The sequence below is a fragment of the Ignavibacteriales bacterium genome, from assembly GCA_016700155.1.
GTDB lineage: Bacteria > Bacteroidota > Ignavibacteria > Ignavibacteriales > Ignavibacteriaceae.
In genome coordinates this window covers 157,707-181,363 of the sequence record CP065001.1, presented here as the reverse complement: position 1 = coordinate 181,363, position 23,657 = coordinate 157,707, and the positions used below count along the sequence as shown (strand labels likewise).

At 36.8% G+C, this 23,657-nt stretch carries 26 protein-coding genes; 7 read left to right on the top strand and 19 right to left on the bottom strand.

Annotation, left to right across the window (positions count from 1 at the left end; genetic code table 11):
• Positions 1–20 precede the first annotated feature (20 nt).
• Genes IPM56_00735 through IPM56_00695 form a run of 9 tightly spaced genes read right to left on the bottom strand, consistent with a single transcriptional unit; the run spans position 21 to position 8,929 of the window.
• Entirely contained in the window at positions 21–995 is a 975-nt protein-coding gene (locus tag IPM56_00735; protein ID QQS36510.1) for an RluA family pseudouridine synthase, read from the bottom strand.
• Positions 958–1,668 carry a signal peptidase II gene (locus tag IPM56_00730; GenBank protein QQS36509.1) on the bottom strand — a complete coding sequence of 237 codons (711 nt, stop codon included), beginning with the start codon at positions 1,666–1,668 and terminating at the stop codon, positions 958–960. The genes IPM56_00735 and IPM56_00730 overlap by 38 nt, the downstream gene beginning before the upstream one ends.
• 1 nt (position 1,669) lies before the next feature.
• A complete protein-coding gene (gene lspA, locus IPM56_00725; protein ID QQS36508.1) occupies positions 1,670–2,257 on the bottom strand; it encodes a signal peptidase II in 588 nt (195 codons plus the stop codon).
• A gap of 54 nt (positions 2,258–2,311) precedes the next feature.
• Entirely contained in the window at positions 2,312–3,052 is a 741-nt protein-coding gene (locus IPM56_00720) for a conjugal transfer protein TraR (GenBank protein ID QQS36507.1), read from the bottom strand.
• A gap of 24 nt (positions 3,053–3,076) precedes the next feature.
• Positions 3,077–6,223 carry an isoleucine--tRNA ligase gene (locus IPM56_00715; protein ID QQS36506.1) on the bottom strand — a complete coding sequence of 1,049 codons (3,147 nt, stop codon included), beginning with the start codon at positions 6,221–6,223 and terminating at the stop codon, positions 3,077–3,079.
• A 29-nt stretch (positions 6,224–6,252) separates the two neighbouring features.
• Entirely contained in the window at positions 6,253–6,864 is a 612-nt protein-coding gene (locus tag IPM56_00710; protein ID QQS36505.1) for a hypothetical protein, read from the bottom strand.
• Position 6,865: 1 nt separating this feature from the next.
• Positions 6,866–7,687 carry a purine-nucleoside phosphorylase gene (locus IPM56_00705; protein ID QQS36504.1) on the bottom strand — a complete coding sequence of 274 codons (822 nt, stop codon included), beginning with the start codon at positions 7,685–7,687 and terminating at the stop codon, positions 6,866–6,868.
• A gap of 7 nt (positions 7,688–7,694) precedes the next feature.
• Positions 7,695–8,231 (bottom strand): DivIVA domain-containing protein, encoded by a 537-nt coding sequence (locus IPM56_00700; GenBank protein QQS36503.1) that lies wholly within the window; start codon positions 8,229–8,231, stop codon positions 7,695–7,697.
• Positions 8,228–8,929, bottom strand: coding sequence for a YggS family pyridoxal phosphate-dependent enzyme (locus IPM56_00695; GenBank protein ID QQS36502.1), 702 nt, complete (start codon positions 8,927–8,929; stop codon positions 8,228–8,230). The genes IPM56_00700 and IPM56_00695 overlap by 4 nt, the downstream gene beginning before the upstream one ends.
• 221 nt (positions 8,930–9,150) lie before the next feature.
• Between IPM56_00695 and pta the strand changes: the two genes are divergently transcribed.
• The 4 genes from pta (at position 9,151) to IPM56_00675 (ending at position 12,107) form a co-directional block, all read left to right on the top strand.
• Positions 9,151–10,128: a phosphate acetyltransferase gene (gene pta / locus IPM56_00690; GenBank protein QQS36501.1), complete on the top strand. Its 978-nt coding sequence runs from the start codon at positions 9,151–9,153 to the stop codon at positions 10,126–10,128.
• Positions 10,129–10,210: 82 nt separating this feature from the next.
• A complete protein-coding gene (blaOXA, locus tag IPM56_00685; protein QQS36500.1) occupies positions 10,211–11,005 on the top strand; it encodes a class D beta-lactamase in 795 nt (264 codons plus the stop codon).
• 91 nt (positions 11,006–11,096) lie between these two features.
• On the top strand, positions 11,097–11,312 hold the full coding sequence (locus IPM56_00680; protein ID QQS36499.1) for a hypothetical protein: 216 nt from the start codon (positions 11,097–11,099) through the stop codon (positions 11,310–11,312).
• A 303-nt stretch (positions 11,313–11,615) separates the two neighbouring features.
• Positions 11,616–12,107 carry a glutathione peroxidase gene (locus tag IPM56_00675; GenBank protein ID QQS38194.1) on the top strand — a complete coding sequence of 164 codons (492 nt, stop codon included), beginning with the start codon at positions 11,616–11,618 and terminating at the stop codon, positions 12,105–12,107.
• Positions 12,108–12,125: 18 nt separating this feature from the next.
• Here IPM56_00675 and IPM56_00670 read toward each other — a convergent pair whose 3' ends face one another.
• The 5 genes from IPM56_00670 to IPM56_00650 all read right to left on the bottom strand — a co-directional run bounded on the left by IPM56_00670 (position 12,126) and on the right by IPM56_00650 (position 17,052).
• A complete protein-coding gene (locus tag IPM56_00670; GenBank protein QQS36498.1) occupies positions 12,126–12,605 on the bottom strand; it encodes a TerB family tellurite resistance protein in 480 nt (159 codons plus the stop codon).
• A 15-nt stretch (positions 12,606–12,620) separates the two neighbouring features.
• A complete protein-coding gene (malQ, locus tag IPM56_00665; GenBank protein QQS36497.1) occupies positions 12,621–14,135 on the bottom strand; it encodes a 4-alpha-glucanotransferase in 1,515 nt (504 codons plus the stop codon).
• A gap of 126 nt (positions 14,136–14,261) precedes the next feature.
• The gene (locus IPM56_00660) at positions 14,262–14,807 is read right to left on the bottom strand and encodes a hypothetical protein (GenBank protein QQS36496.1); all 546 of its coding nucleotides are present in this window, start codon (positions 14,805–14,807) and stop codon (positions 14,262–14,264) included.
• 58 nt (positions 14,808–14,865) lie between these two features.
• Positions 14,866–15,072 carry a response regulator gene (locus tag IPM56_00655; protein QQS36495.1) on the bottom strand — a complete coding sequence of 69 codons (207 nt, stop codon included), beginning with the start codon at positions 15,070–15,072 and terminating at the stop codon, positions 14,866–14,868.
• Between the two features lie 246 nt (positions 15,073–15,318).
• Positions 15,319–17,052: a sigma-54-dependent Fis family transcriptional regulator gene (locus IPM56_00650; protein ID QQS36494.1), complete on the bottom strand. Its 1,734-nt coding sequence runs from the start codon at positions 17,050–17,052 to the stop codon at positions 15,319–15,321.
• A gap of 171 nt (positions 17,053–17,223) precedes the next feature.
• Here IPM56_00650 and IPM56_00645 point away from each other — a divergent pair, with 171 nt between their 5' ends.
• The 3 genes from IPM56_00645 to IPM56_00635 are packed head-to-tail and all read left to right on the top strand — an operon-like array spanning position 17,224 to position 18,334.
• Positions 17,224–17,838 (top strand): DedA family protein, encoded by a 615-nt coding sequence (locus IPM56_00645; GenBank protein ID QQS36493.1) that lies wholly within the window; start codon positions 17,224–17,226, stop codon positions 17,836–17,838.
• A 20-nt stretch (positions 17,839–17,858) separates the two neighbouring features.
• Positions 17,859–18,110 (top strand): DUF255 domain-containing protein, encoded by a 252-nt coding sequence (locus IPM56_00640; protein ID QQS36492.1) that lies wholly within the window; start codon positions 17,859–17,861, stop codon positions 18,108–18,110.
• Positions 18,111–18,169: 59 nt separating this feature from the next.
• A complete protein-coding gene (locus IPM56_00635; protein ID QQS36491.1) occupies positions 18,170–18,334 on the top strand; it encodes a hypothetical protein in 165 nt (54 codons plus the stop codon).
• 85 nt (positions 18,335–18,419) lie between these two features.
• On the opposite strand, the gene IPM56_00630 is transcribed toward IPM56_00635, so the two are convergent.
• From IPM56_00630 to IPM56_00610, 5 genes are all read right to left on the bottom strand, one after another.
• A complete protein-coding gene (locus tag IPM56_00630) occupies positions 18,420–19,046 on the bottom strand; it encodes an outer membrane beta-barrel protein (protein ID QQS36490.1) in 627 nt (208 codons plus the stop codon).
• 33 nt (positions 19,047–19,079) lie between these two features.
• Positions 19,080–19,496 carry a hypothetical protein gene (locus tag IPM56_00625; GenBank protein QQS36489.1) on the bottom strand — a complete coding sequence of 139 codons (417 nt, stop codon included), beginning with the start codon at positions 19,494–19,496 and terminating at the stop codon, positions 19,080–19,082.
• 257 nt (positions 19,497–19,753) lie between these two features.
• Positions 19,754–20,977: a T9SS type A sorting domain-containing protein gene (locus tag IPM56_00620; protein ID QQS36488.1), complete on the bottom strand. Its 1,224-nt coding sequence runs from the start codon at positions 20,975–20,977 to the stop codon at positions 19,754–19,756.
• A 117-nt stretch (positions 20,978–21,094) separates the two neighbouring features.
• Positions 21,095–22,255: a hypothetical protein gene (locus IPM56_00615; GenBank protein QQS36487.1), complete on the bottom strand. Its 1,161-nt coding sequence runs from the start codon at positions 22,253–22,255 to the stop codon at positions 21,095–21,097.
• Between the two features lie 52 nt (positions 22,256–22,307).
• The gene (locus tag IPM56_00610) at positions 22,308–23,654 is read right to left on the bottom strand and encodes a hypothetical protein (protein QQS36486.1); all 1,347 of its coding nucleotides are present in this window, start codon (positions 23,652–23,654) and stop codon (positions 22,308–22,310) included.
• Positions 23,655–23,657: the final 3 nt, after the last annotated feature.

The window sequence follows — 23,657 nt, the reverse complement described above, 5'->3', positions numbered from 1 at the left end:
ACATTGTACATTATACATTATTAAAGCAGTTTCATCAACTCCTTCATATCCTCCGGTAGTTCAGAGTTGAAGAGAACAAATTTATTTGTGTGTGGGTGAATAAATCCCAGTGTCTTTGCGTGAAGTGCCTGACGTTTCATTAACTCTAAAAGATTCTGCACACGGCTTTTTATTTTAGGAAGTGATGAACCATAAACCAATTCTCTTCCGCCGTACGCAGGATCACCAAATACAGGGTGATGCATTGATGAAAGATGAACACGTATCTGGTGTGTTCTTCCAGTTTTCAGGTTAAGTTTAATTAGTGATGTAAAATCATATTCCTGTTTTACTTCATAGTATGTGATAGCCTGCTTGCCTTCGTCTTCACTTACTGTAAATTTTTTTCTGTCCTTTTTACTTCTTGTGATGAGTGTATCGATCATTCCGGCTTTTTTATTAAATATACCCCATACAATTGCCCAGTATTCTCTTTCAATTTCGTGCCGAGAAAATTGTTCTCCGAGTTTTGCGTGCGTCCAATCATCTTTAGCAACAACAAGAAGTCCGCTTGTATCTTTATCAATCCGGTGAACAATACCCGGTCTGTCTGATTCATTAGCCGAACTTAATTTTTTTGTATGATGAAGAAGCGCGTTTACAAGTGTGCCGGTATAGTTTGCATAACCGGGATGCGCTACCATTCCCGGCGGTTTGTTTACGATGATAAGGTATTCATCTTCATAAACTATGTCGAGCGGTATTGCTTCAGGCTCGTTGAATTCGGGTCGCGGTGAGATTGGTTGTACTGCTTCGATTATATCATTCGCCTGTACAAGATGACTGGCTTTTACAATTTTGCCGTTAACTTGAACATAACCTGCTTCGATCAGTTTCTGTACTTTTGAGCGTGTTGCATTTTCAATTGTGTTGGTAAGAAAAAGATCTATCCGTTGCGGACGTTTACCATCCGGCAGTTCAAAGCGGAATTTCTTTTCCTTTATCAGGTTGGTCATTTGCTGAATCGTTTTTTTCTGTCAGATCATTTTTTGAATCAACTATTTCTTCGACTAACTGAGATGATGTAGTTGATTCATTTATTATTTCACCAGTCGCACTTTCAACGGCTGGTTCAGATTCTTCAACCGTTTTATTATGATGTTTGTAGAATATGATAAGTATAAGCACACCGATAGTAACCGCAGCATCGGCAATATTAAAAATGGGCCATCGTTCATAACTACGACCGAGAAAGTTCACATCAAAAAAATCGAAGTCAAGGAAATCGACAACTCTTCCATAAAACAATCCGGCATAATTATAAAACACTCCGTAAAAAACTCTGTCGATTAAATTACCGACAGCGCCGCCGAGTATAAACGCAAGTGCAATTCTTAAACTAAGTTTTTGTTTACGAACAACGTAGATGTAAATGATCAATCCAATACTTGCGATAAGCGAGAAGAGAGAAACATAAAATTTCAGGTCGAGTCCGGGATCAAATCCGAATGCCATTCCCGGATTTTCAATAAATGTCAGCCTGAAAAAATCATCCAGCACCGGAACTCGCTGACCATGGTACATCCCCGGGTAATTGATATTAAGAAAAGGAATCGAAAATCCTTTTACAAGAAGTTTTGAAACCTGGTCAATCAATACGACAAAGAATGATAAATATAAAACTTTCAAATCAATCCTGGTTTTCTGTAACTATAGCTGATTCGTCAACAACGGAATTTCTGTCAGGCTGTTTCCTTAATGAAAACAAAAGTATAACCACACCGATAGTGACGGCAACATCCGCAATATTAAATATGTATGTACCAATGGTGCTGTTGAAAAGGAAAAGTTCAAATATCCTTATATCAAAAAAATCCACTACACTGCCGTGGAATAAAGGGGCATAGCCGTATATCAATCCGTAAAAAGTTCTGTCAATAAGATTTCCTACTGCGCCGCCAAGAATCATAGCGATGGCAAAACGAGATGATAATTTTTCGGTTTTGATTTTATACAGATAAATAAAGAGACCTATGCAGGCAGCAAGTGTAAGAATTGATATTACAAGTTTTAATTCAGTGCCCGGGTTGATCCCGAAAGCAATTCCAGGATTTTCAACAAGCGTAATATTAAATACATCTCCCCAAACAGTGTTTCGCTGCCCGTGATTTAATCCCTGCCAGTCAATGCCGAGAAAGGGTATTGAAATTCCGCGGGCGATAAGTTTGGATACCTGGTCAACTAATACAATACATAATGAAACTATTAAAACTTTCAATCTTTTACCTTAACATTCAAAGCCGGTAGTTCCGGATTCATCAGATCGTTTAATTTATTTTTTTTCCTGTCGCTGTTTTATTGGCAGACATAACTGGCTGTGAGGAACAGCTTCAAGCCTTGCTTTTGGAATCAGCGGACAGGTATCACAAAGATGCTGAGGTTCTTCAATACATTCAATGCAAATACCATATGTTCCTGCTTCAATTCTTTTTAATGCGTCTTCAAGGTAACCAAGGAATTTATTTTCCCTTTGTGCATATAGAAAAGTTTTTTCCCTTTCCATAGCATCTGTTCCCTGTTCTGCCATATGAAGTGAGTATGGAGAATTTTCATTAATATATTCTCCGGTCGTCGGGTCCAGCATCTGATCTTTAAGATTCTGGAGCTGTTCGATAATCTCATCCCGCTTTTCAAGAATAATTTCTTTGAAATGCTCAAGATCCTTTTTTCCGTAACCTTTGATCTTTTCAATTGCTTTTGCACGTGATTCCGCTGTTGAAATAACTTCAACAACAGGAACTACATCTTTCTTCTTCGGTTTTTCTGTCATCTTTTTCAGTGGTTTTTTCTCTGTAATTTTCTTTGGAACAATTTTTTTCTTAGTCTCTTTCACTTTTGCTACAACCTTTTTCTTTTCTGTTTTCTTTGCAGGAGCTGCTTTTTTGGCGCTCTTCTTGACGATTGTTTTACCGCCAGATTTTGGTGCAGCTTTTTTTAGCACTGTTTTCTTTTTAGCAGTTTTAGGTGATGCTTTTTTAGCTGCCGGTTTTTTGGTGGAAGTTTTTTTAGCCATCAGTCGGTCTCCTTTTTTAGGTATTTACACCCTTTCAATTTGAATGGAGCAGTCATACTCCCCGATTTTCCAATTTTGATTAACTCCCCCGTTCTCATTTAATTGTGAATAAATATTATCTGCAAGTGTCTCATTGGAAATATAATCATGAAATAATTTTATTGCATCATTTAATTTTGAATCTGATGTAAAATTTATTTTTATCCTGTCTGTAACTTCAAAGCCTGAATCTTTCCGCATGTTCTGTACGCGGTTGACAAATTCTCTTGCAAACCCTTCTGCAATCAGTTCATCATTTAATTCGGTATCAAGAGCAATTGTCACACCTTCTTCACTTTCAACAACCCAGCCTTCAATTTCAGTACTTATAATTTCAACATCTGTTTTTAGGATTTCTATTTCTTCACCGTCCAGACTGATCTTTATACTGCCTTCTTTTTCTAAAGCAGAAATTTCATCCTTTGTCATTGCTTTGATACGGTTGGCAACAGGATTAACTTTTTTACCGAACTTAGGTCCGATTGCTTTGAAGTTTCCTTTTGCGCTCTTGTTTACAATTCCTGAATCATCATCAAGCACGATTAATTCTTTGATATTAACTTCATCAAGAATTACATCCTTCATTTTTTCAAGAGCTTCTTTTTTATTCCTGTCAACAACAACCATAATCTTAAGAAGCGGCTGACGGATTTTAAGATTTGCTTTTGCACGCATTGATCGTGTCAGATACACAACCTGCTGTGCGATTTCCATTTTCAGTTCAAGGTTTTTATCCTGGTATTCTGCATCCGGAAAATCTGCAAGGTGAACAGATTCAAACTGTTCTTGTTTTGTTACTGAATTAAGATTCTGATATAATTCTTCAGCAATAAACGGTGCGAATGGCGAAGTAAGTTTTGCAACTTTTATCAAACATTCATAAAGAGTCTGGTAAGCTGACAATTTATTTTTATTCATTTCAGATTTCCAGAATCTTCTGCGGCACCTTCTTACATACCAGTTTGAAAGATGATCAATAGTAAAATTTGAAACTGCTCTTGCCGCTTTTGTTACATCGTAATCATCCATCAACTGTTCGTATTCTTTAACAAGTGAATTCAGTTTTGATATTACCCACCTGTCAATTTCCGGGCGTTCTTCATAAGGAACATGTGCTTCTGAAGCATTGAACTTATCAATGTTTGCGTACAACACAAAGAATGAATAAGTATTTAACAATGTTCCAAAAAACTTTCTTTGAACTTCAACCAGACCTTCTTCATCAAATAAAGTTGGTCGCCAGGGCGGACTGTTTGTTACAAGATACCAGCGTGTCGCGTCGGCACCGTACTTATCAAAAAGCATAAACGGATCAACTGTATTGCCTTTTGATTTGGACATCTTCAAGCCATTCTTATCAAGAATGAGTTCGTTAACAATTACATTTTTGTAAGCAACACTGTCAAACAACATTGTTGAGATAGCATGAAGTGTGTAGAACCATCCTCTTGTCTGGTCAATTCCTTCACATATAAAATCTGACGGGAAGAAATTCTTTTCGAACCATTCTTTATTTTCAAAAGGATAATGATATTGTGCAAATGGCATTGCCCCTGAATCAAACCACACGTCAATCAGTTCAGGTGTTCGTTTATAAATTTTGCCATCACGCTCAAAAAATATTTTGTCGACAAAAGGTTTATGAAGATCGATGTCCGCTACATCTTTAACCGGTACTCGTTTACCATTTTCTTCAATGAAACCTTTTTTAAGTTCCTCAATACTGCCAACTGCAAATGCATCGCCGTCTTCACTTAACCATATTGGTAACGGTGTCGCCCAGAATCTGTCACGTGACAAAGCCCAGTCTTTGTTTTCTTCCAGCCAGTTGCCGAATCTTCCAGAACCAACTTCCGGAGGCTGCCAATTAATTGTTTTATTTAACTGAACCATCCGGTTTGCAATTTCAGTTGTGCGGATAAACCATGATTCTCTCGCATAGTAAATCACGGGAACATTTTCATGCCGCCAGCTAAAAGGATAAGAGTGAACAATCGTTTCCTTCTTATAAAGTTTACCTTGCTCTTTAAGTTTTATGATAATGTCCTTATCAGCATCTTTAACAAATTGTCCTTCAAAGTCGGTTACTTCTTTCGTGAACAAACCGCCGCGTGTAACAGGCTGAAGCATTGGCAAACCAAACTTCTTCGACAACTCATAATCATCGGCACCAAACGCAGGTGCGATGTGTACAATACCGGAACCATCTTCTGTGGAAACAAAATCTCCGCTTACTACATAGAAGGCTTTTTTATCAACACTGCAATATGGTAGAAGTTGTTCGTAATCTGTTCCTTCAAGTGATGAACCCTTCATCTCTTCAATGATTTCATATTCGTCATCAATAACACTTAACCGGGCTTTGGCGAGAATTAAAACTTTTCCTTTGTTTTTTATCTTCACGTAGTCAACATCAGCGCCGACAGCAAGTGCAACATTTGAGATCAATGTCCATGGAGTTGTTGTCCATACAAGAAAGTGTTCATCTTTATTTTTTATTTTGAAGAGAACATAAACTGACGGGTCTTTAGTTTCCCGGTAACCAAGTGCAAGTTCGTGTGATGAAAGAACTGTTTCTGATTTAGGATCCTGCGGAACAATTTTATAATCTTTATAAATAAGTCCTTTATCAAAAAGAGTTTTAAGTGCCCACCAGACAGATTCAATATAATTATTTGTAAGTGTGATATAAGCGGAATCGAGATCAACCCAGTAACCCATACGGGTTGTCATTTTTTCCCAAAGGTCTAAATATGTAAAAACTGATTCGCGGCAAGCCTGGTTATATTTTTCAATTCCGTATTCGATAACTTCGCTTTTGTGTTTTATACCGAGCTTTTTTTCAACTTCAATTTCAACCGGAAGTCCGTGAGTATCCCAGCCGGCTTTTCTTTCAACTTTGTAACCTTGCAGAGTTTTGTAACGGCAAACAAGATCTTTAAGTGCGCGCGCCATAACGTGATGAATACCGGGTTTACCATTTGCTGTTGGCGGACCTTCATAAAATGTAAATGACTTTGATGCGTCTCTTGACGTTACACTTTTTTCAAAAATTTTATTTTGTTTCCAGAACTCTAATATTCTTTCTTCAATTTCAGGATAACCCGCTTTATCTAAATTCTGCTTGAACATTTATGTGAACTACTTTCAAAAAATATTGCTTATAGGTTTTCGTATTTTTTTATTAATTCTTTTTCAGCCTGGATGAACTCTTTAAGCTCCCGTTCAACTTTTTCTTTCATCATTAAGATTTTCTTTGAGTCGAGTTCAGCCTCATTCATTATTTTTTCTGCTCTCACTTTAGCTTCTTTTATTTCCAGTTCCGATTCCTTTTTTGCATCGATTGTCAGATCCTCAAACACTTTATTCTTTTCTTTAAGAAGCATCATCTCTTTTTGTAATGATAAAATTTCAACAATAGCCATTCCGAAAATTGCCATTGAACCAAGAGTGATGTTCCTTAAGCTGTATAGTATCAGGTTTTCTGCTATCAATTCACTTGTATGAAAATACTCCTGGAAAAAAGTTATTATAACAATGCTTATAAAGGTTGCTGCAATAATCATTGCAAATACAACCTTACCGCCAAACTGCCAGCCTAGTGTTTTATTGATGTACCATCCACAGGCAAAACACAGTATTGATATAACAAACCAAACTGCAAAATTGTTATCACCAAAGCTGAAAAGGCTTGTGTTCAAAAAGTTGGATGCAAACATAAGCAATCCAAGCAACAGTGCAACAAAGTAATTGAACAATCTTCCCTTTTTCATGTTAGATTCTCCTGATTACTTCCTTCAATACTAAAGTCATTTTAGGTTCGGCAGCCATGGCTGCAGCTATTATTTCCTGAACGTTAACAGGTTTTAATGAATCAGGAAAACATTCATCTGTTATGATACTCATTCCAAGAACTTTCATCCCCATGTGGTTTGCTACAATATTTTCAGGAATGGTTGACATACCAACTACATCTGCGCCGATTGCTCTTAAAAACCTGTACTCAGCTTTTGTTTCCAGATTGGGTCCCGGCACAGCAACATAAACACCTTTTTGAATTTTAATTTTATTATCAAGTGCAACTTCTTCTGCAATATTTATAAGCTGATGACTGTATGGCTCGCTCATATCAGGGAAACGGGGACCGAATTCATCTTCATTTTTTCCTATCAGAGGATTATCCCCAAGAAGATTAATGTGATCAACCATAAGCATAAGATCGCCGCGTTTGAAAAGCGGATTCATTCCACCGCAGGCATTTGAAACAAGCAAATCAGTTACCCCGAGAAATTTCATCACTCTTACGGGGTAGGTAATCTGCTGCATTGTGTAACCTTCGTAGTAATGAAAGCGTCCCTGCATTGCGACTACTTTTTTATTTCCGATTGAGCCGAGAATTAATTTCCCGTGATGTGACTCCACAGTTGAAAGAGGAAAATGAGGAAGTTCAGAATAATCAATTTCATGATCTATTTTTATTTCCTTGACCAATCCTCCCAGACCTGTGCCGAGTATTATACCAACCGGGAACTGATCTTTAGTCTTAGATCTGATTACTGAAAGAGTCTCATCGATTTTTTCTTTTAAACTGCTCATTAAATTTTTATAAAAGTTTATTTACAATATTCTCGATATCTATATCTACTTTATTTGCCTGAGTTGATGCTGATGAATCGGCGGATTCTTTTTCAGGTTCATCAACTTTCATCTCAAGAAGCTTTGCCTGGGTATTTATCATAGCTTTAAGTTTAGCTACAATCATATCTTTTTCTTCACGCAGATTTATTACAGCAGTACGCATTTCATCGGAAGTCTGTCTTGCATTATCAAGTATTTGAGCGGCTTTAATTTCCGCCTCTTTAACCATCAGTGCAGCCTGTCTTCTGGAAGTCTCAATATTTTTTGAAGCAGCTTCTTGTGCATTTTCAATGGTGTCGTTAAGATGATTTTCAAGCTGCTTAAGTCTGTTTAATTCAATTGTGGCAGTATCAAATTCACTTCTGATAGATTCAAGTTCATTCTGCAATTCTTCAATTTCATCAGCCAGCTTGTTAAGGAATGCATGTACTTCTTCCTTATCATAACCGCGCATTGATTTATTGAATTCCTGTTTCTTTAAACTTTGCGGTGAAATTTTCATGAGTCTTTCCACTGTTTATTATAATCACGCACACCGAAAATTGCGGAGCCCACTCTTAACATCGTCGCGCCTTCTTCAATCGCTATTTCAAAATCGCTTGTCATTCCCATCGATAATTCACTTAGCTTATAACCTTGTGAATTATATTCATCTTTTAATCTTCTAAGATAACTAAAACTTTCTTTTATAAGACTCTTATCTTCTGTCAAAGCAGCGATAGTCATTAATCCTTTTAGTTCCAGATACGGTGACTTTCCGCACAACTCCAGTATTTCCTTTGCTTCATTCAAATCAGTTAAACCTGATTTTGATTCCTCCTCAGAAGTTTTAAACTGCAATAAAACTTTCTGAACAATATTATTTTTAGCTGCGCGTTTTTCAATTTCGGAGGCAAGAAGATATGAATCCATTGAATGAATATACTCAGCACAACCAACTACATATTTAACTTTATTACGCTGAAGGTTTCCTATGAAGTGCCAGGTAACCTTATTCCCCAATTCTTCAAATTTGCTTTTAAGCTCCTGAGCCCTGTTTTCTCCAAAATCAAGGCTTCCCGCCTGGTTTGCCTCCAGTATCTCGCTAACTCCAAAATTTTTTGAAACTGCGATGAGCTTAATTTCAGCGGGATTTCTGCTGATTTCCGAACATTTTTCGTTAATACGAGCTTTTATACGCTTAAAATTTTCAGCTATCATATAAAATTTGGAACGTGAATCTATTGCTTTTAGTCGCAAAAATCAATGTTATTTAAGCCAAATACAAGTATCTGAAATTTAATTATTTCCACATAACTAATCCCGCTCTTCACTGTGTTGATAGGTCAGGTTAATCTTTATGATGTGCAGTATTTAATTCCAAAGATGTTGATGACATTTTTTAGTAAATTTGAAAGCAAAATTTTTTACAGGGAGAAAAAATGGAATTAGAACTACTCAAAGAGATAAAAGCTAAAGCAGCCGGAAGAAAGAAAACAATTGTACTTCCGGAATCTCACGATGAAAGAGTTTTAAAAGCAGCTCAGATCTTAACAAAAGAAAAAATTGTTTCGGTTATAACTTTAGGCAATGAAGAAAAAATCCGGCAGGATGCAGCAAATCTCGGTGTTGATTTAAAGGGTGTCAGGATTATTGACCAGGAGAAATCAGAAAAGTTCAGTGACTTTGCTAACATGTATTTTAACCTTAGAAAGAAAAAAGGAATTACTATTGAAGAAGCACGAACAACAATGAAACGTGATCTTTTCTTTGCCGCAATGATGGTAAGAGAAGGAATGGTTGACGGAAGTGTCGGCGGTTCAACTGCTTCAACTGCTGATGTAATGAAAGCAGGGATTCAGGTTGTCGGAATGCCTGAGGGGATTTCAATCGTTTCAAGTTTCTTTTTAATGTTGTTCCCAGACAGGAATTATAGCTTTGCAGATTGTGCCGTTGTTCCTAATCCGGATGCAAACCAGCTTGCGGATATTGCGGTTACAACTGCTGACAACCACAAAAAGCTTACAGGTGAAGAACCTTATGTTGCAATGTTATCCTTCTCAACAAAAGGAAGCGCATCACACGAACTTGTTGATAAAGTTGTTAATGCAACGAGCATTGCAAAAACAAAACGTCCTGATCTTAACATTGATGGTGAACTTCAGTTTGATGCGGCAATTGTTGACTCAATCGGTAAGAAAAAATCCCCGGGAAGCAGTGTCGCTGGCAGAGCTAATGTACTCGTATTCCCTGATCTTAATGCAGGAAATATTGGTTATAAAATTGCACAACGGCTTGGTAAAGCTGAAGCAGTCGGTCCAATGGTTCAGGGATTGAAGAAGCCTTACTTCGATTTAAGCCGAGGCTGCAGTGTTGATGATATAGTTAACACAGCTGCAATAGCTGCGTTGATGAGTTAGTATTTTAATTTCAAAAAAGAGATGACATCATTTTAAAAAGATGTCATCTCTAAATTACTTCATATCCCCATCTATTCTAAAAATGAAAAAAGTCTTATTAATAATTCTGGTTTGCGTTATCTCATCTTTTGCTCAAGAAGTAAAAAATGAATTTGAACGATTTGAAAAATTCTTCGCGGATTATAATGTAACCGGTTCATTCGTCATGTATGATATGAATAAGGAAGAATATTTTTATCACAATAAAAAAAGATGCGAAAAACAGTTTATTCCCGCGTCAACATTTAAAATATTTAATTCTCTTGCAGCACTTGAAACTGGTGTTATCAAAGATGAGTATGAGGTATTCAAATGGGATGGCGAAAAACGTTGGGTTGAATCCTGGAATAAAGATCAGGAAATGAAAACCGCATTCAAAAATTCAACAGTGTGGTATTACCAGGAACTCGCACGCAGGATTGGCTACGAAAGAATGAAAGAATTTATTGAACAGGAACATTATGGAAATGAAAACATTTCAGGCGGAATTGACAGGTTCTGGTTGGATGGTGAACTAAGAATCTCGCAGGTTGAACAGATAAATTTCTTAAAGAGATTTTATAACTATGAATTAAGTTTTTCCAAGCGATCAATCGATATTGTAAAAAGTATAATGCTTGCAGAAGAAACTTCATCTTATAAACTATATGCTAAAACGGGCTGGGCAGATGTTGATAAAATTAATTATGGCTGGTACGTTGGTTTTATTGAAACCGGCAACGACGTTTACTTCTTTGCAACCAACATAGAAAAAAGTGAACCGGCAGGTGATAATTTTGCAAAAGCTCGTATAGAAATAACAAAAAATATTTTAAAAGAATTAGAAATTCTTAATTGAGGTTGATATCGCATTAGTAATAATTAGTCTGTCCGTTGTTATACTTAATCTTCCGTTTGGATACTGGAGAGCACACGTAAAAAAATTTTCCTTGCAATGGCTGTTATCAGTGCATCTGCCTGTTCCATTTGTTGTTCTTCTCAGAATTTATTCGGGGATTGGTTTTGAGTTAATCACATATCCGGTTATAGTTGCAGCATTTTTTCTGGGACAGTATCTCGGCAAAAAATTTTATGAGTTCAGAAAAATCCGGGCGCCATTTCCATTGACTGCCTGTATGATTTATGATCTGTACAGAAAATCTTAACAAAATGATAAAGTACACTTCTTTGATAAGTTATCCGTTTTAGCGATATTTCTCCGCCACAAAAAATTATCAGATGAATGCAGGGAAAATTTTTGGCGATGTGATCGTCTTAATATTGTTTTCTCTTTTTCAGAATAGTTCCGTTCAGATATAAAACATTTGAAACAATTATCAGGAGATGAATTGAAATCTGCAATTTTACGGCTCTTTTTATTACTTGTTTTTGTAGCACTTTCTATTTTCATAGCGGATTCTTTGAAGCATAAAAGTTTTACAATACCCAAAATCAAATCAGGAGATGAATTGAAGGATAACATAAATGATATAGCCGTAAAGGATATGGACAACAATGAAATAAAACTTTCTTCATATAACGGAAAGGTTTTATTGATCGTTAATGTTGCCAGTGAGTGCGGGTATACGCCGCAGTATGCCGGACTTGAAGAAATTTACAGAAAGTATAAAGATAAAGGATTTGAAATACTCGCGTTTCCATGCAACGATTTTGGTCAGCAGGAACCCGGTTCAAATGAAGAGATAAAAAATTTCTGTTCAACTAATTATAGTATAACATTTAAACTCTTTGATAAGATCAGAATACTAGGTGAAGAAAAATCACCGTTGTATGAAAGACTTACCAACAATGCCGTCACCGAAAAATCCGATATAAAATGGAACTTTGAGAAATTTTTAATTTCTAAAGAAGGAAAAATTGTTGATAGATTTTTTAAGAAGACCGAGCCGACCAGCTATGAGATAACTTCCTCTATTGAAGAGCAGCTATCTAAAAATTAATATTGAAGTGAAAGAGGATTAATCCCTCCCGGATTTTAATTCCTCTTTCACCAAAAGCTTTGCACCAATAATAACCTGATGATCGATCTTTAACATCCCACCGATTCGCTTTATTAATTGATCTTCATACATATCAAGTTTTTCATCAATATAAATTAAGCGCCACAGGTTTTTCAAAAGTTCAAATTTTTCATCATTCGAAAAATGTTCATTCACAATACTGGTGAACTCATACAGGCTGATACTTTTCTTGATCCTGTTCTCAGAAAGCTCGATTAATTCTTCAACGGCTTCTTTATCCGTTGAAAAAATATTCTGCATAACAGATATAATTTTATTTCTTTCTTCTTCAGTAAAATCACTATCAGCATTAGCCATTTCTATAAACAGCGCACATGTAGCGATCTGCAGCTTAAGATTCTCACTGCTATTTTCACCGGATGTTTTATCCGGTGATTTGTTTTCACCAAGTAAAATGTTTTTCAGATAATCGAACATAACTCTAAATATTTATCATTCGGGTTTATCAGTTTTCTGTGGAATCAACCGTTCATATAATACTGCAAGTTCCTTGTATGCTTCGGCTAAAAATCCGGGAACTTGTTTCCATTCAAATCTCCATGTCCAGTTGCCGCCAAGCTTACCGGGAAAATTCATCCTGGCTTCAGCGCCAAGGTTTAAAACATCTTGCATTGGTATGATAACAATATCAGCAACTGACGCATAAGCAGTTTTAATTAATTTTTGTGCGATGTCCGGACCATTGTAATCAAGATATTTCTGCGCATGTGAAAAAATATCATTGCCCGCATTTCTTTCCTTTTCAAAGTAGGCGCGGGTAGTATCGTTATCGTGTGAACCTGTATATACAACACAGTTTTTTAAAATGTTATGAGGTAAAAATTTTCTTTCCATTCCTGTTCCGAACGCGAATTGGAGAATCTTCATTCCGGGGAATTCAAATTTATCACGCAGAGCTTCAACCTCTTTTGTAATTACGCCAAGATCTTCGGCAAGAATAGGCAATTCCCCCAGATGTTTTTTTAATGATGAAAATAATTTTTCGCCGGGAGCTTTAATCCATTTACCTGTTTCTGCGGTTGGTGCATCGCCGGGAATTTCCCAGTATGCTTCAAACCCTCTGAAGTGATCAATACGGATTATGTCAACAAACTCAAGCAGACTTTTAATTCTTTTTCTCCACCACAGGAAATCATCTTCTTCCATTTTATCCCAGCGATACAGCGGGTTTCCCCATAACTGACCTGTAGCACTGAAATAATCCGGTGGAACGCCAGCGACTGTTAAAAGATTTCCTTCATCATCAACAGAAAAAAGTTCTTTGTTAGCCCAAAGGTCGGCACTGTCGTAAGCAATAAAGATGGGCATATCACCGACTATCTTTATTCCTTTTTCATTTGCATAAGTTTTTATGCTTTTCCAATGTTCATAAAATTTGAACTGAATAAACTTCTGGTAATTAATCTTTTCGGTTAATTTTTCTTTCCATTCATTAAGTGAATTAACATCTCTTACTACAAGTGATTTATCCCACTTTGTCCACAGTTCGCCGTTATGATATTCTTTTGCCGCCATAAAGAATGAGTAATCTTCAAGCCAGTCTTTTTGTTCTTCACAGAAATTTTTCCACTCATCATTTGCTGAACTATTAAAATTTTGAAATGCTTTTTTTAACAGTGAGTGTTTGAAATCAATGACACTTCCGTAATCAACATTTGTGGAATTAAAATGCGGTAAATCTGTAAAATCAGTATCGGATAGGAGTCCTTCCTCTTTTAGTTTATCCGGACTTATTAATAGCGGATTACCGGCAAATGCTGAAAAACATTGGTAGGGTGAATCCCCATATCCGGTAGGTCCGAGAGGAAAGACCTGCCATAATTTTTGTCCGGCAGATTCCAGAAAATCAATAAACCGGAAAGCTTCTTTACCAAGATCTCCGATTCCATATTTACCGGGAAGAGAAGTTGGATGGAGTAATATTCCGGCAGAACGTTCAAAGTACATATATCCCTCTAAAATTTTCCCGCAAAAAATAGTGAAAGCATTCGGTAAATAAAAAACAGTATGAAGTATTTAAAATAAAAAAGCGGTATCAGTAATTGATACCGCTTCATTATAACTTATATAAAATTATAAACCGAATTTAACTCCAGCTCTTATTCCAATATGTCCTGCCTCGCTTATGATATTGTATGAAACACCCAAATCACCCATAACGGTTTTGCTGAGAGGAAGTTCATAACCTGCACCAAAGCAGATAGCGAATTCGGTGCTGCTTCCACCTGTGTCAAAATTGAACCCTGCAATAGGTTGTTTATTTTCGACATCAATTGAGAACATGTAAAAACCTAGCTGACCATGACCGTAAAAACCTGAGTTAGGCATGAAATAATATTTTGCTCCAACTAAAATCGGAATAGCTGAATAACTATATGAAAAGAATCCAAAATCTTTTCCACCCCATGAAATGTAACCAACAGTACCGGTTCCCAATAATTGAGGAGTGAATTGCATTTCAAATGTACCTGTACCGCCAAAACCTGTTCCAGCAACATCACCAAATGATCCCATTGGTAAAGCAACATTCAATCCAACACCAGCGTACATTTTGTTTTGTGCAGAGGTAAATCCAGCAACGCAAAGTACAGTAATAAGAACGAGTAACATCTTTTTCATGTTTAGGTCTCCTAAATGATTATTGTTTAGTGATATATACAATGAGATCTATTCTCATTTATTGATCGTTTATTTTTTTCGTCTGTTCAAAACCCAGAGCAGAGGCTTTTCCCAAAACAAATTCAAATTTAATATGCCGGCTTAATTCTATAGCGGTTTCTTTATCTGTAGCTGTTATAATATTGAAACCTTCTTTAGTCAGAATCTCTCTGAGTTTTCTTAATTCTCTTGTATCATCATCCAGCACCAAGATCTGGTTTTTCATTTCCATCAATAGTTTTTGATGCTAACATAAACAAACCCTGTACCAGAACTTAATTATTCAAATAAAACAGCTTTAATCCTGAGAAATGCATAATCGACGCTGAATAAATACTGTAATGCGTATCGGTGACAAAAACTTTTAACATAATGTCGTTCGGGAGCGACAACACCCAAAACTATTATCCTATTTTTTGTTGGCTTAAAATATCAAATTCTTTCATTAAAAGTAAATAGCGGGTGAGATTGTTCAATCCTGAATATCAAGTTGAGCAAGCAGTTTATAGAAGTGTGTCCGGTTTATTCCAAGCATCTCGGCAGCTTCGGCTTTTGATTTACACTTTCTTAATGTTTTGATGATATACATTTTTCTGAATTCCGTTTCGGCATCAAGTAATGTTTTGCTTAACGGAATTTTATTTTCGGGTGGATTACTGCCGATGATTTCCGGCGGCAGATCTTCTGTTCCAATCATTTCATCTTTGGCAAGTACAACACATCTTAGAATTATGTTTTCAAGTTCCCTTATGTTTCCGGGCCAGTTGTATTCTTCAAGTATCTCAAGAACATCTTCAGAAAGTTTAAACGTTTTTCCATCCTGTGAATGTTTTTTCAGGAAATGATTTGCAAGTTCTTCAATATCCTCTCTCCTTTCACGGAGAGGCGGCATTGTCAGTTCAATCACTTTTAACCTGTAATAAAGGTCTTCTCTGAATTGTCCTTTTGCAATCAGTTCTGCTATGTTTTTATTTGTTGCGCAGATAATTCTAACATCAATTTTTTTTGTTATTACGGAACCAAGCCTTTCAATCTCCCTGGTCTGTATAACCCTTAAAAGTTTTGCCTGAAGATTAATGTTCATTTCACCAATTTCATCAAAGAATAAAGTGCCGCCGTCTGCAAGTTCAAGTTTACCGGGTTTTGATTTTGTCGCTCCTGTAAATGCGCCGCTTTCATATCCGAATAACTCTGATTCAAGCAAGTCTGAAGGTATGGAGCCGCAATCAATTGTGACAAATGGTTTGCCACTGCGCTTGCTGTTCTGATGAATAGTTCTTGCAAGTACGTCTTTTCCGGTTCCGTTCTCACCAAGCAATACTACCGATGCATCTGTTGATGATATTTTTGCTGAGATTTTTAAAACTTCAAACAGTCGGCTGCTTCTGCCTATGATGTTTTCACAGTTAAACTCTTTACGAAGGTCTTCAAATTTTGTGATTGCGTCCGTCAGTATTTTCTTTTCAAGTGAAGATATCTCAATTGAGATTTCTAAACCCTTCACAATCTGTTTTGCGAACGATAAAAGAAAAAGAAGATCGGAGTGAGTGAATGGATTTTCCTTATTTCTTCTGTCTATATATACCGCGCCTATAACATTGGAGCCGTTAACGAGAGGTACGCACAGCACTGCCGATATACCTAACTGAATTATAGAATTCTTTGAAGAAAGTTCTTCATCAGCGGCGGCATTATCTACCCTGACAGGGGAAATACTTTTTATTGTATTTGAAATAACCGTCGTGCTTAACTGCATCGCTTCAGAGCCCTCAGGATTCATATTCTTTGCGAATACTGAATCATCTTCACCTTGTGCGTTTTTAATTATTATGAAGCCCGCATCAGCCTTAAGTTCTTTTACAACAGTATCTATAGCTGTTTCCATCAGCATTTGTTTTTCTATACCTGATGAGAATACAATTCCTGACGAGTATAAAACCTCAAGTTTGCGTTTCTCTTCAAGAAGATTTGAAATAGTTCTTTCAAGCCCCCCATTTTTTTCTATGAAGCCGCTCACATCAGAATTAATACTCTGAGTATGTTCCATAAATAATTTAAAGATACGGTCTACTTTTTTTTGTAGTTCTGTGGAAATACTATTGGATTTAAGTTCACTGGAAAGTTCCAGAAAAGAAGCGGATAACCTGCTAATACTTTCGCCCATTTTCTTTTGGAACTGCTGATGGGCTTCAGTTGAATTTGACATACAGATCTTTCAAATGCTGATAACGTTGAAATAACGGATGTTAAAATAGTGATTCACTGAACTGTTGGCAATTATGATTCTAAAATTCAGCACAAGCTTACGCGTTATTAGGTTTTTTAATGTGATGTTAATTTGATTATGTTTGGCTTCATCTTTAACAGATTATTGAACATGAAACTTATACGAAAACTTTATGACTGGGTCCTTCACTGGGCTGAAACTCCAAACGGCGCAATTGCACTTTTCATACTCGCATTTGCTGAGTCTTCTTTTTTCCCAATACCACCGGATGCTTTACTGATTGCTCTTGTACTGGGTGCGCGAACAAAGGCTTTTAAGTTTGCTGCAAATTGTACTATTGCCTCCGTAACCGGTGCTTTGTTAGGCTACGCGATTGGTCATTTCCTATGGTGGACACCTTCAGGTGAGTTTACAGGTATTGCAAATTTTTTCTTCAGCAACATTCCAAGTTTTACAGAGGATGTATTCTACAAAATTCAGAATATGTATGAGCAGTATGATTTCTGGATAATATTTACCGCGGGCTTTACCCCGCTTCCTTATAAAGTTATTACAGTTTCATCAGGAGCGTTTAATATAAACCTGGTGATGTTTCTCGTTGCTTCTGTAATAAGCAGGGGCGCAAGATTTTTTCTTGTTGCTTTCCTTATCTGGAAATTCGGTCCGCAGATTAAAAATTTTATCGACAAATATTTTAACATTCTTGCCATTGCTTTCACTGTATTATTAATCGGCGGATTTGTAGTTATCAAATATCTGATCTAAAATTTTAACGAGTACGATTTATGAAATATTTTATTTTCACTGCTGTAATTTTTCTAATGCTTGCCGGAGATTCATTCTCACAAAATAAACAAGGATTTACATTACCGGAAAAATTTGATCCTGCCAGGAATGCCGCAGAGGATATTCAGCAAACAATTAATTTGGCTAAGCAATACGGGAAAAGAATTTTATTGGATGTAGGAGGAGAGTGGTGTATCTGGTGTCACCGGCTTGATGCGTTCATAGAATCACACAAAGAATTAAAAGACTGATTGACAAAAATTTTATCTGGCTGAAAATAAATTTCAGTAAAGAAAATGAGAATAAAGAAGTGCTTTCAAAATATCCTGAAGTGCCGGGTTATCCTCATTTCTTTGTTCTTGAGTCGGACGGAAAATTTTTACATTCACAGGATACCGGCAAACTTGAAGAAGGCAAGGATTACAGCAAAGAAAAGCTGATGGCGTTCTTTAAGGAATGGTCGCCAAAGAAATAAGATTTTAAATATTCGGGTTTAAAATAAAATCGGCCCCCAACCATTACAGTCAGGAGCCGAGGGCATGGGAACGAACTGATAATTTTTATATTTTAAATTTGAGTGATACGCCAAGTTTTAAGGTAAATACACTATTGCTTACACCGGGGAAATTATAAGTGTCGGTGATAGGAATATGAGCAATAAAATCAGTTCCCATATACATATCCTGCGATAATGTAAATGTATATCCGGTTCCAACAGCAAGATCAAACCTTACTGATTTAGTTTCAGGATTTATTGGATTCACCTGAGGCTGCTGACCGGTAGCGCTTTGTGTCTGTTCACCACTTGAGTTTAATTTGATTCCCAATGATGGCCCGCCTACCATGTAAAAGCCGCTGAATTCTGCTTTAAACATTGGATCTATTGACAGGTATGAAAGAGAAAGTGAAGTTTCAGTGGTAACGTTTTGCTGAGTCTGTGAACTTGAAAAATTGCGCATATCAAATGCAGTTAGATTAACCATAAGTCCTATACTTTTACTGAAAAGAATATCCACCGTTCCACCCACGCCTATACCAAGCCCGTTCCATGTTCCGGTTAATCCTTTTGAATTATAAATATTAAAGTTACCGGATAGTCTTGGTCCAATAAGGATTCTTTGTGCAAAAACTGACTGTGAAATAAAAACTACTGCTAATAGTATGATAATGTTTCTTAAAGTTTTCATTTTTTTCCTTCGGTTTAATTCTGTGAAATTTAATTAGATGTTCAGGGTGGCATTTGCTGTATAAGCCGCACCGGTACTGCTGCCTACTTTACCTTTAATTACAAATGTCCATGTCTGTCCCTGTGCAAGATTATTAATCGGACCTATATAAGCTGGAGTAGTTGAATTAAAAACTGATGTTCCATCGCCCTGGACTGTTTCATTATTAACTCCTGCTGCAGCACAGTTACCCGTAATAGACTCTACAGTTGCACCTGTACTTGGTTTGAATTCAAAGAAATACTGTTGCTGCTGGTCCTGAACCACTGCAACGGTATATGTAACGCTACCTGTTCCGCCGCCGCCGCCGGGTCCGCCAAATCCACCGCTACCGGTTGGTGCAGCATCATCACTGCAGCTGCTTAATATTAAAGCACCGCAAAACAAAAGAAAGATTGTTAGTTTTTTCATACTAGGCCCTCATAGTTATTGAAAGTTAATTAGTTAGTTGGTAATTAAGTGATTTAGATCATTTTCTGGCTTCATAGAGACATGCGTAAAAGATTTTCAAAACGGCTCATCCAATAAAAATTTTTTTTGAATTTCCTGGGAAAGTTTAATAATGGAGTCTGTTAATCACACTACGTGAATCTGTAGTTTTCCCGGAGAGTGGGAAATAAGAAAGGAAAAACAAAATACTGGTTTGATTTTTAGATATTGATTGTCAGCTATTTAGCGAGTACCATTTTCAGCCTGCTGACATAATCACCTGCCCTAAGCTGAAGGATATATATTCCACTAGAGTAATCGCTGCCATCAAACGTCAATTGATAAATACCGGCAGATTTAATTTCATCAAGTAGAACATCCAACTTACTGCCGAGAATATCATAAACATTAATTTGAACCTGAACTTCTTCCGGTAAATGAAATTCAATTTCTGTTGAAGGGTTAAATGGATTAGGGTAGTTCTGCATCAGTTCAAAACCGGAAACGTTTGAGGTTTGATATGAGATAGCAGTCGGCACATAATTCAGAGTGATATATCCTGTATCGGGAAAAGCCGAAGTAACCGGAACAATTGCTTTATCTACTGCCCTTATATAGTATTGCAGAACAAAACCGTCATTTAGCAAATCAGTTTCAAGCGGAAGATCATAAATCCATTCAGGAGAATTTTCAACATTAAAGCAGCTAAATGAACCTGCAATCAGGATGGAATCATCACGTTTGTACTGCGTATAAAGCAGCACAGAATCGATGTAGTTAATTCCTGAATCCGGACCGGCTACCGTAAAGAACTTATTATAAAAATGGTTTACGTCAGCGGAAAAATGAAACACACTATCGGAAAATTCCGAAAGCGGAATATGATTTATTTGAGGAGTATAATTTTCAGTAAAATAATTTAAAACAAGTTTTGCGTTTATGAGTTCATAAAAAATTTTTGTTGTATCCTGCCCGGGATTTAACTGCTGATGGTAAAAGCTAAAAAATCCTATGTCAGGGCTTATGAACAAATCAGTATATCCCGCAGGCGATGTTTCAAATGTACGGTAGCCTCGCATTATCCTTTCATCGCCTGCAAAAAACATTGTGTCAACAAGTGACTGAACAAGTTTAACAGTTTTTGTTGCCGGATCAAGATGTTCAAACAATGTATCAACAGGTAGTGCATAGTTCATCATCAGATGATCTTTGCTATCCCAATAGATATACGTTTTGGAATCACGGCAGTCATGCCGTATCCATGTGTCGGGGAAAATTGTGGTTTTATAATACTGATAGTCTCCAATGGTCGTATCGGCGAACACATCGATATAAAAAAGCTGGTATTCCCAATGCGCGTTGGATGAGTCATCCTGCAAAAATGATTTTTTCAGGAACTGATATTTATTCCCCACATCAAGCGGAAACCATGCTTGCGCAAACAGATGTGATGATAGTACCACAAGTACAAAAATAATTTTACCGGCGATTTGATTTTCCCTTTTCTTATAATTTTATCTGAACAAAATTACTAAATATTATGTTACCGGCATGTCTTTATTATTCATTTAGTTCGATTTTTAAAATGCCGCTATTATCCCGATACCTGCTTTTCCAAACTTATCTTTAATGTTATAGCTGAATTCACCGGCAAGACGGATATTTCTTTTAATCATATATCCAATATTTAATGCAGCCGATTTATAGTTCAGACTTTCAATATCTGATTCTGTCCAGTTGAACAATCCGGCAGCATACCATTTACTTTCATCACCATTCGGCATAAATAATAATTCACCAAACGCACCTCTTGTTTTTATTTCCTGTTTCACCTGGTTGAATAAAGGATTGTCATCTTTTCTTTCAATGTACTGAACATTGAGTTCAATAGGCTCAAATGAAAGCGTAGCATCTCCGCCAAAAATAATTGCTTCATTATTAAAGCCTGATTGGTTTTCCTTTCCAAGATAACCAACTCCTCCTACCCTGACCGCCTTTGTGATACTTTGTGAAATTCGTCCAAGTATATTTTTGTATTTATCATTGTCAAAGTTTCTGAAAGAATTTGCTGCGCCGATTCCTGCGCCGTTTACAACCTCTAACGTTATGTCAGTGCCTGAATCAAAACCATAAGTCAACATAACTCCCCTGTCATAAGTAAGATCAATGGAAGATAAACCGACTTTTGTTTTGTAAATCTGGTAATCTTCAAAAGTGAGTCTTAGTTCTCTTTTAAATAACGGATCAGATACCTGGAACTGACCAACATATAAATCAAGATCGCTGCCGAACAGATCATTAAACATGAGGAAGGCATCTTCCAATCCTGCTACTTCTCCTCTTTCACTGAAGAAGAAATAAAAATAGTAAGCTACATCTTTTGTTATTGTTCCCCCTGAAAGCAGCTTAAGGATATATGGTGCAGAGAAATCAGTCTGTTCTGTATATGAGTTGTTATATGTTAAATAACCTTCCAACCTCATTGCAATCGGAATATCCCTGATAAGTGAAAGTTCAGCATCACCTGTTTCCACATAGTATCTCGGGGCATCCTGATCTTTAAGTACAAATCCATTACCAGCAAACTCTTCTCCGTATTCTTTTAATTTAGGGAATGGTGCATGGCAGGTTTTGCAGGTCATATTATATTTTCTGGCAAAGGCAGGTATAGCATTTAAGTCACTTAAAGAAGTAAGAACAATAACTAAACAAATGATTGAATGAAAAAATTTTCTATTCATAATTCTTCTCCCTGTTTCTATTATTTACAGATATCCCTAAACTATATTTCAGTTAAGGTAAAACAGTTATATAAGTTGAGTGTTCATTTACAATAATAACCTCAGATTCTTCCGCGGGAACACCAAGAAATTCTGCAACTGGCTTAACAAGCTTTTGATAATTCAGCACCGCAGTGATTTTTAATTCACCTGCAGCGGTATTATCAGGAATAACAAATGAACAGGTTTCCAGTTTAGTTTCTCTTGGACCAATTCTATAATCCACACCAAGTGATTTTGTATTCCACTGCTGAATTGTCATTCTGCCCTGAGGATCAAGATATGGCATTCTAAATATCCTGTCACCAACCGGAATTCCATCTCTCTGAACGCCTTTAAAGTCCGGATCATTTAAAGCAATTCCCATATCCTGGTAAGCAAGAATGTCAGTACCAATTGTGTATTCCTCTCCATCAAATCCCTTTCTATCTACAGGAAGGTGAAATACTTTTCCCTTCGAATCAACTGCCTCTACATGCATCCATACAATTCGGTCTTCAACGGAGCCGGTGGGAAATTTGTGACCGGTCTTCTGATTAAACAACGCAATAGTGAATTTCACTTTTTCTCCCGGTTCAGCTTCACGTATATCGGGATGTATTCTCAATTCAATCGTGCCTTTTACTTTTCCGGGATCGTGTGCGCCGTGGAATAAGTGCTGCCAGGCATCAGGATACTTTTTACCCATAGTTGCTGTGAATCCTTCTGCTTGCGTCATATGGCAGTTCTGACATTGCACTCCTTCTTTTGAATATGGTCCGTCTTTCCATTCAAGATGTGTTGACTTGACCCAAATTCCATAAGGATCTTTTTCGTTATGACATGTACCGCAAAAATCTCCTGACTTAAGAAATTCAGATTTAATGATTTTATGTTCAGGAGAATTTCCGGTTCCTCTTGGACCGAATTTGGTTTTACCATCTCCCGGATCAGATATGAAGTTAAAGTTATAAGGTATGTCACCCGCAAATCCAGATGCTGTATGACAAACATCACAGGACACAGATTCATTAGCACGTGATTTCATTTCCGGCTTTGGAGGAGGAACATCACCAACTAAAAATGAAACGGGAGCGTGACATCCGTTACATCCAGCTTTTACACCTGCAACTACAGGATCTTTTTCTGCGTGTGGAATTGCAAGTTTGAAGTACTCAATTTCATCCCAGTGATGCGTGTATGCCTGGGACATCATAGCCTGTTTCCACTGCTGAAAAAAATCAGTGTGACATGCCGTTCCGCAAAACTGTGGTGTTTTATATTCCTCATACTTCCGTGTTCCTAATGCTTCTTCCCCTGCTGATTGTGAATAGTTCATCACTTGAAACACGATCATGAATAGCAGTAAATATTTTATCATGTT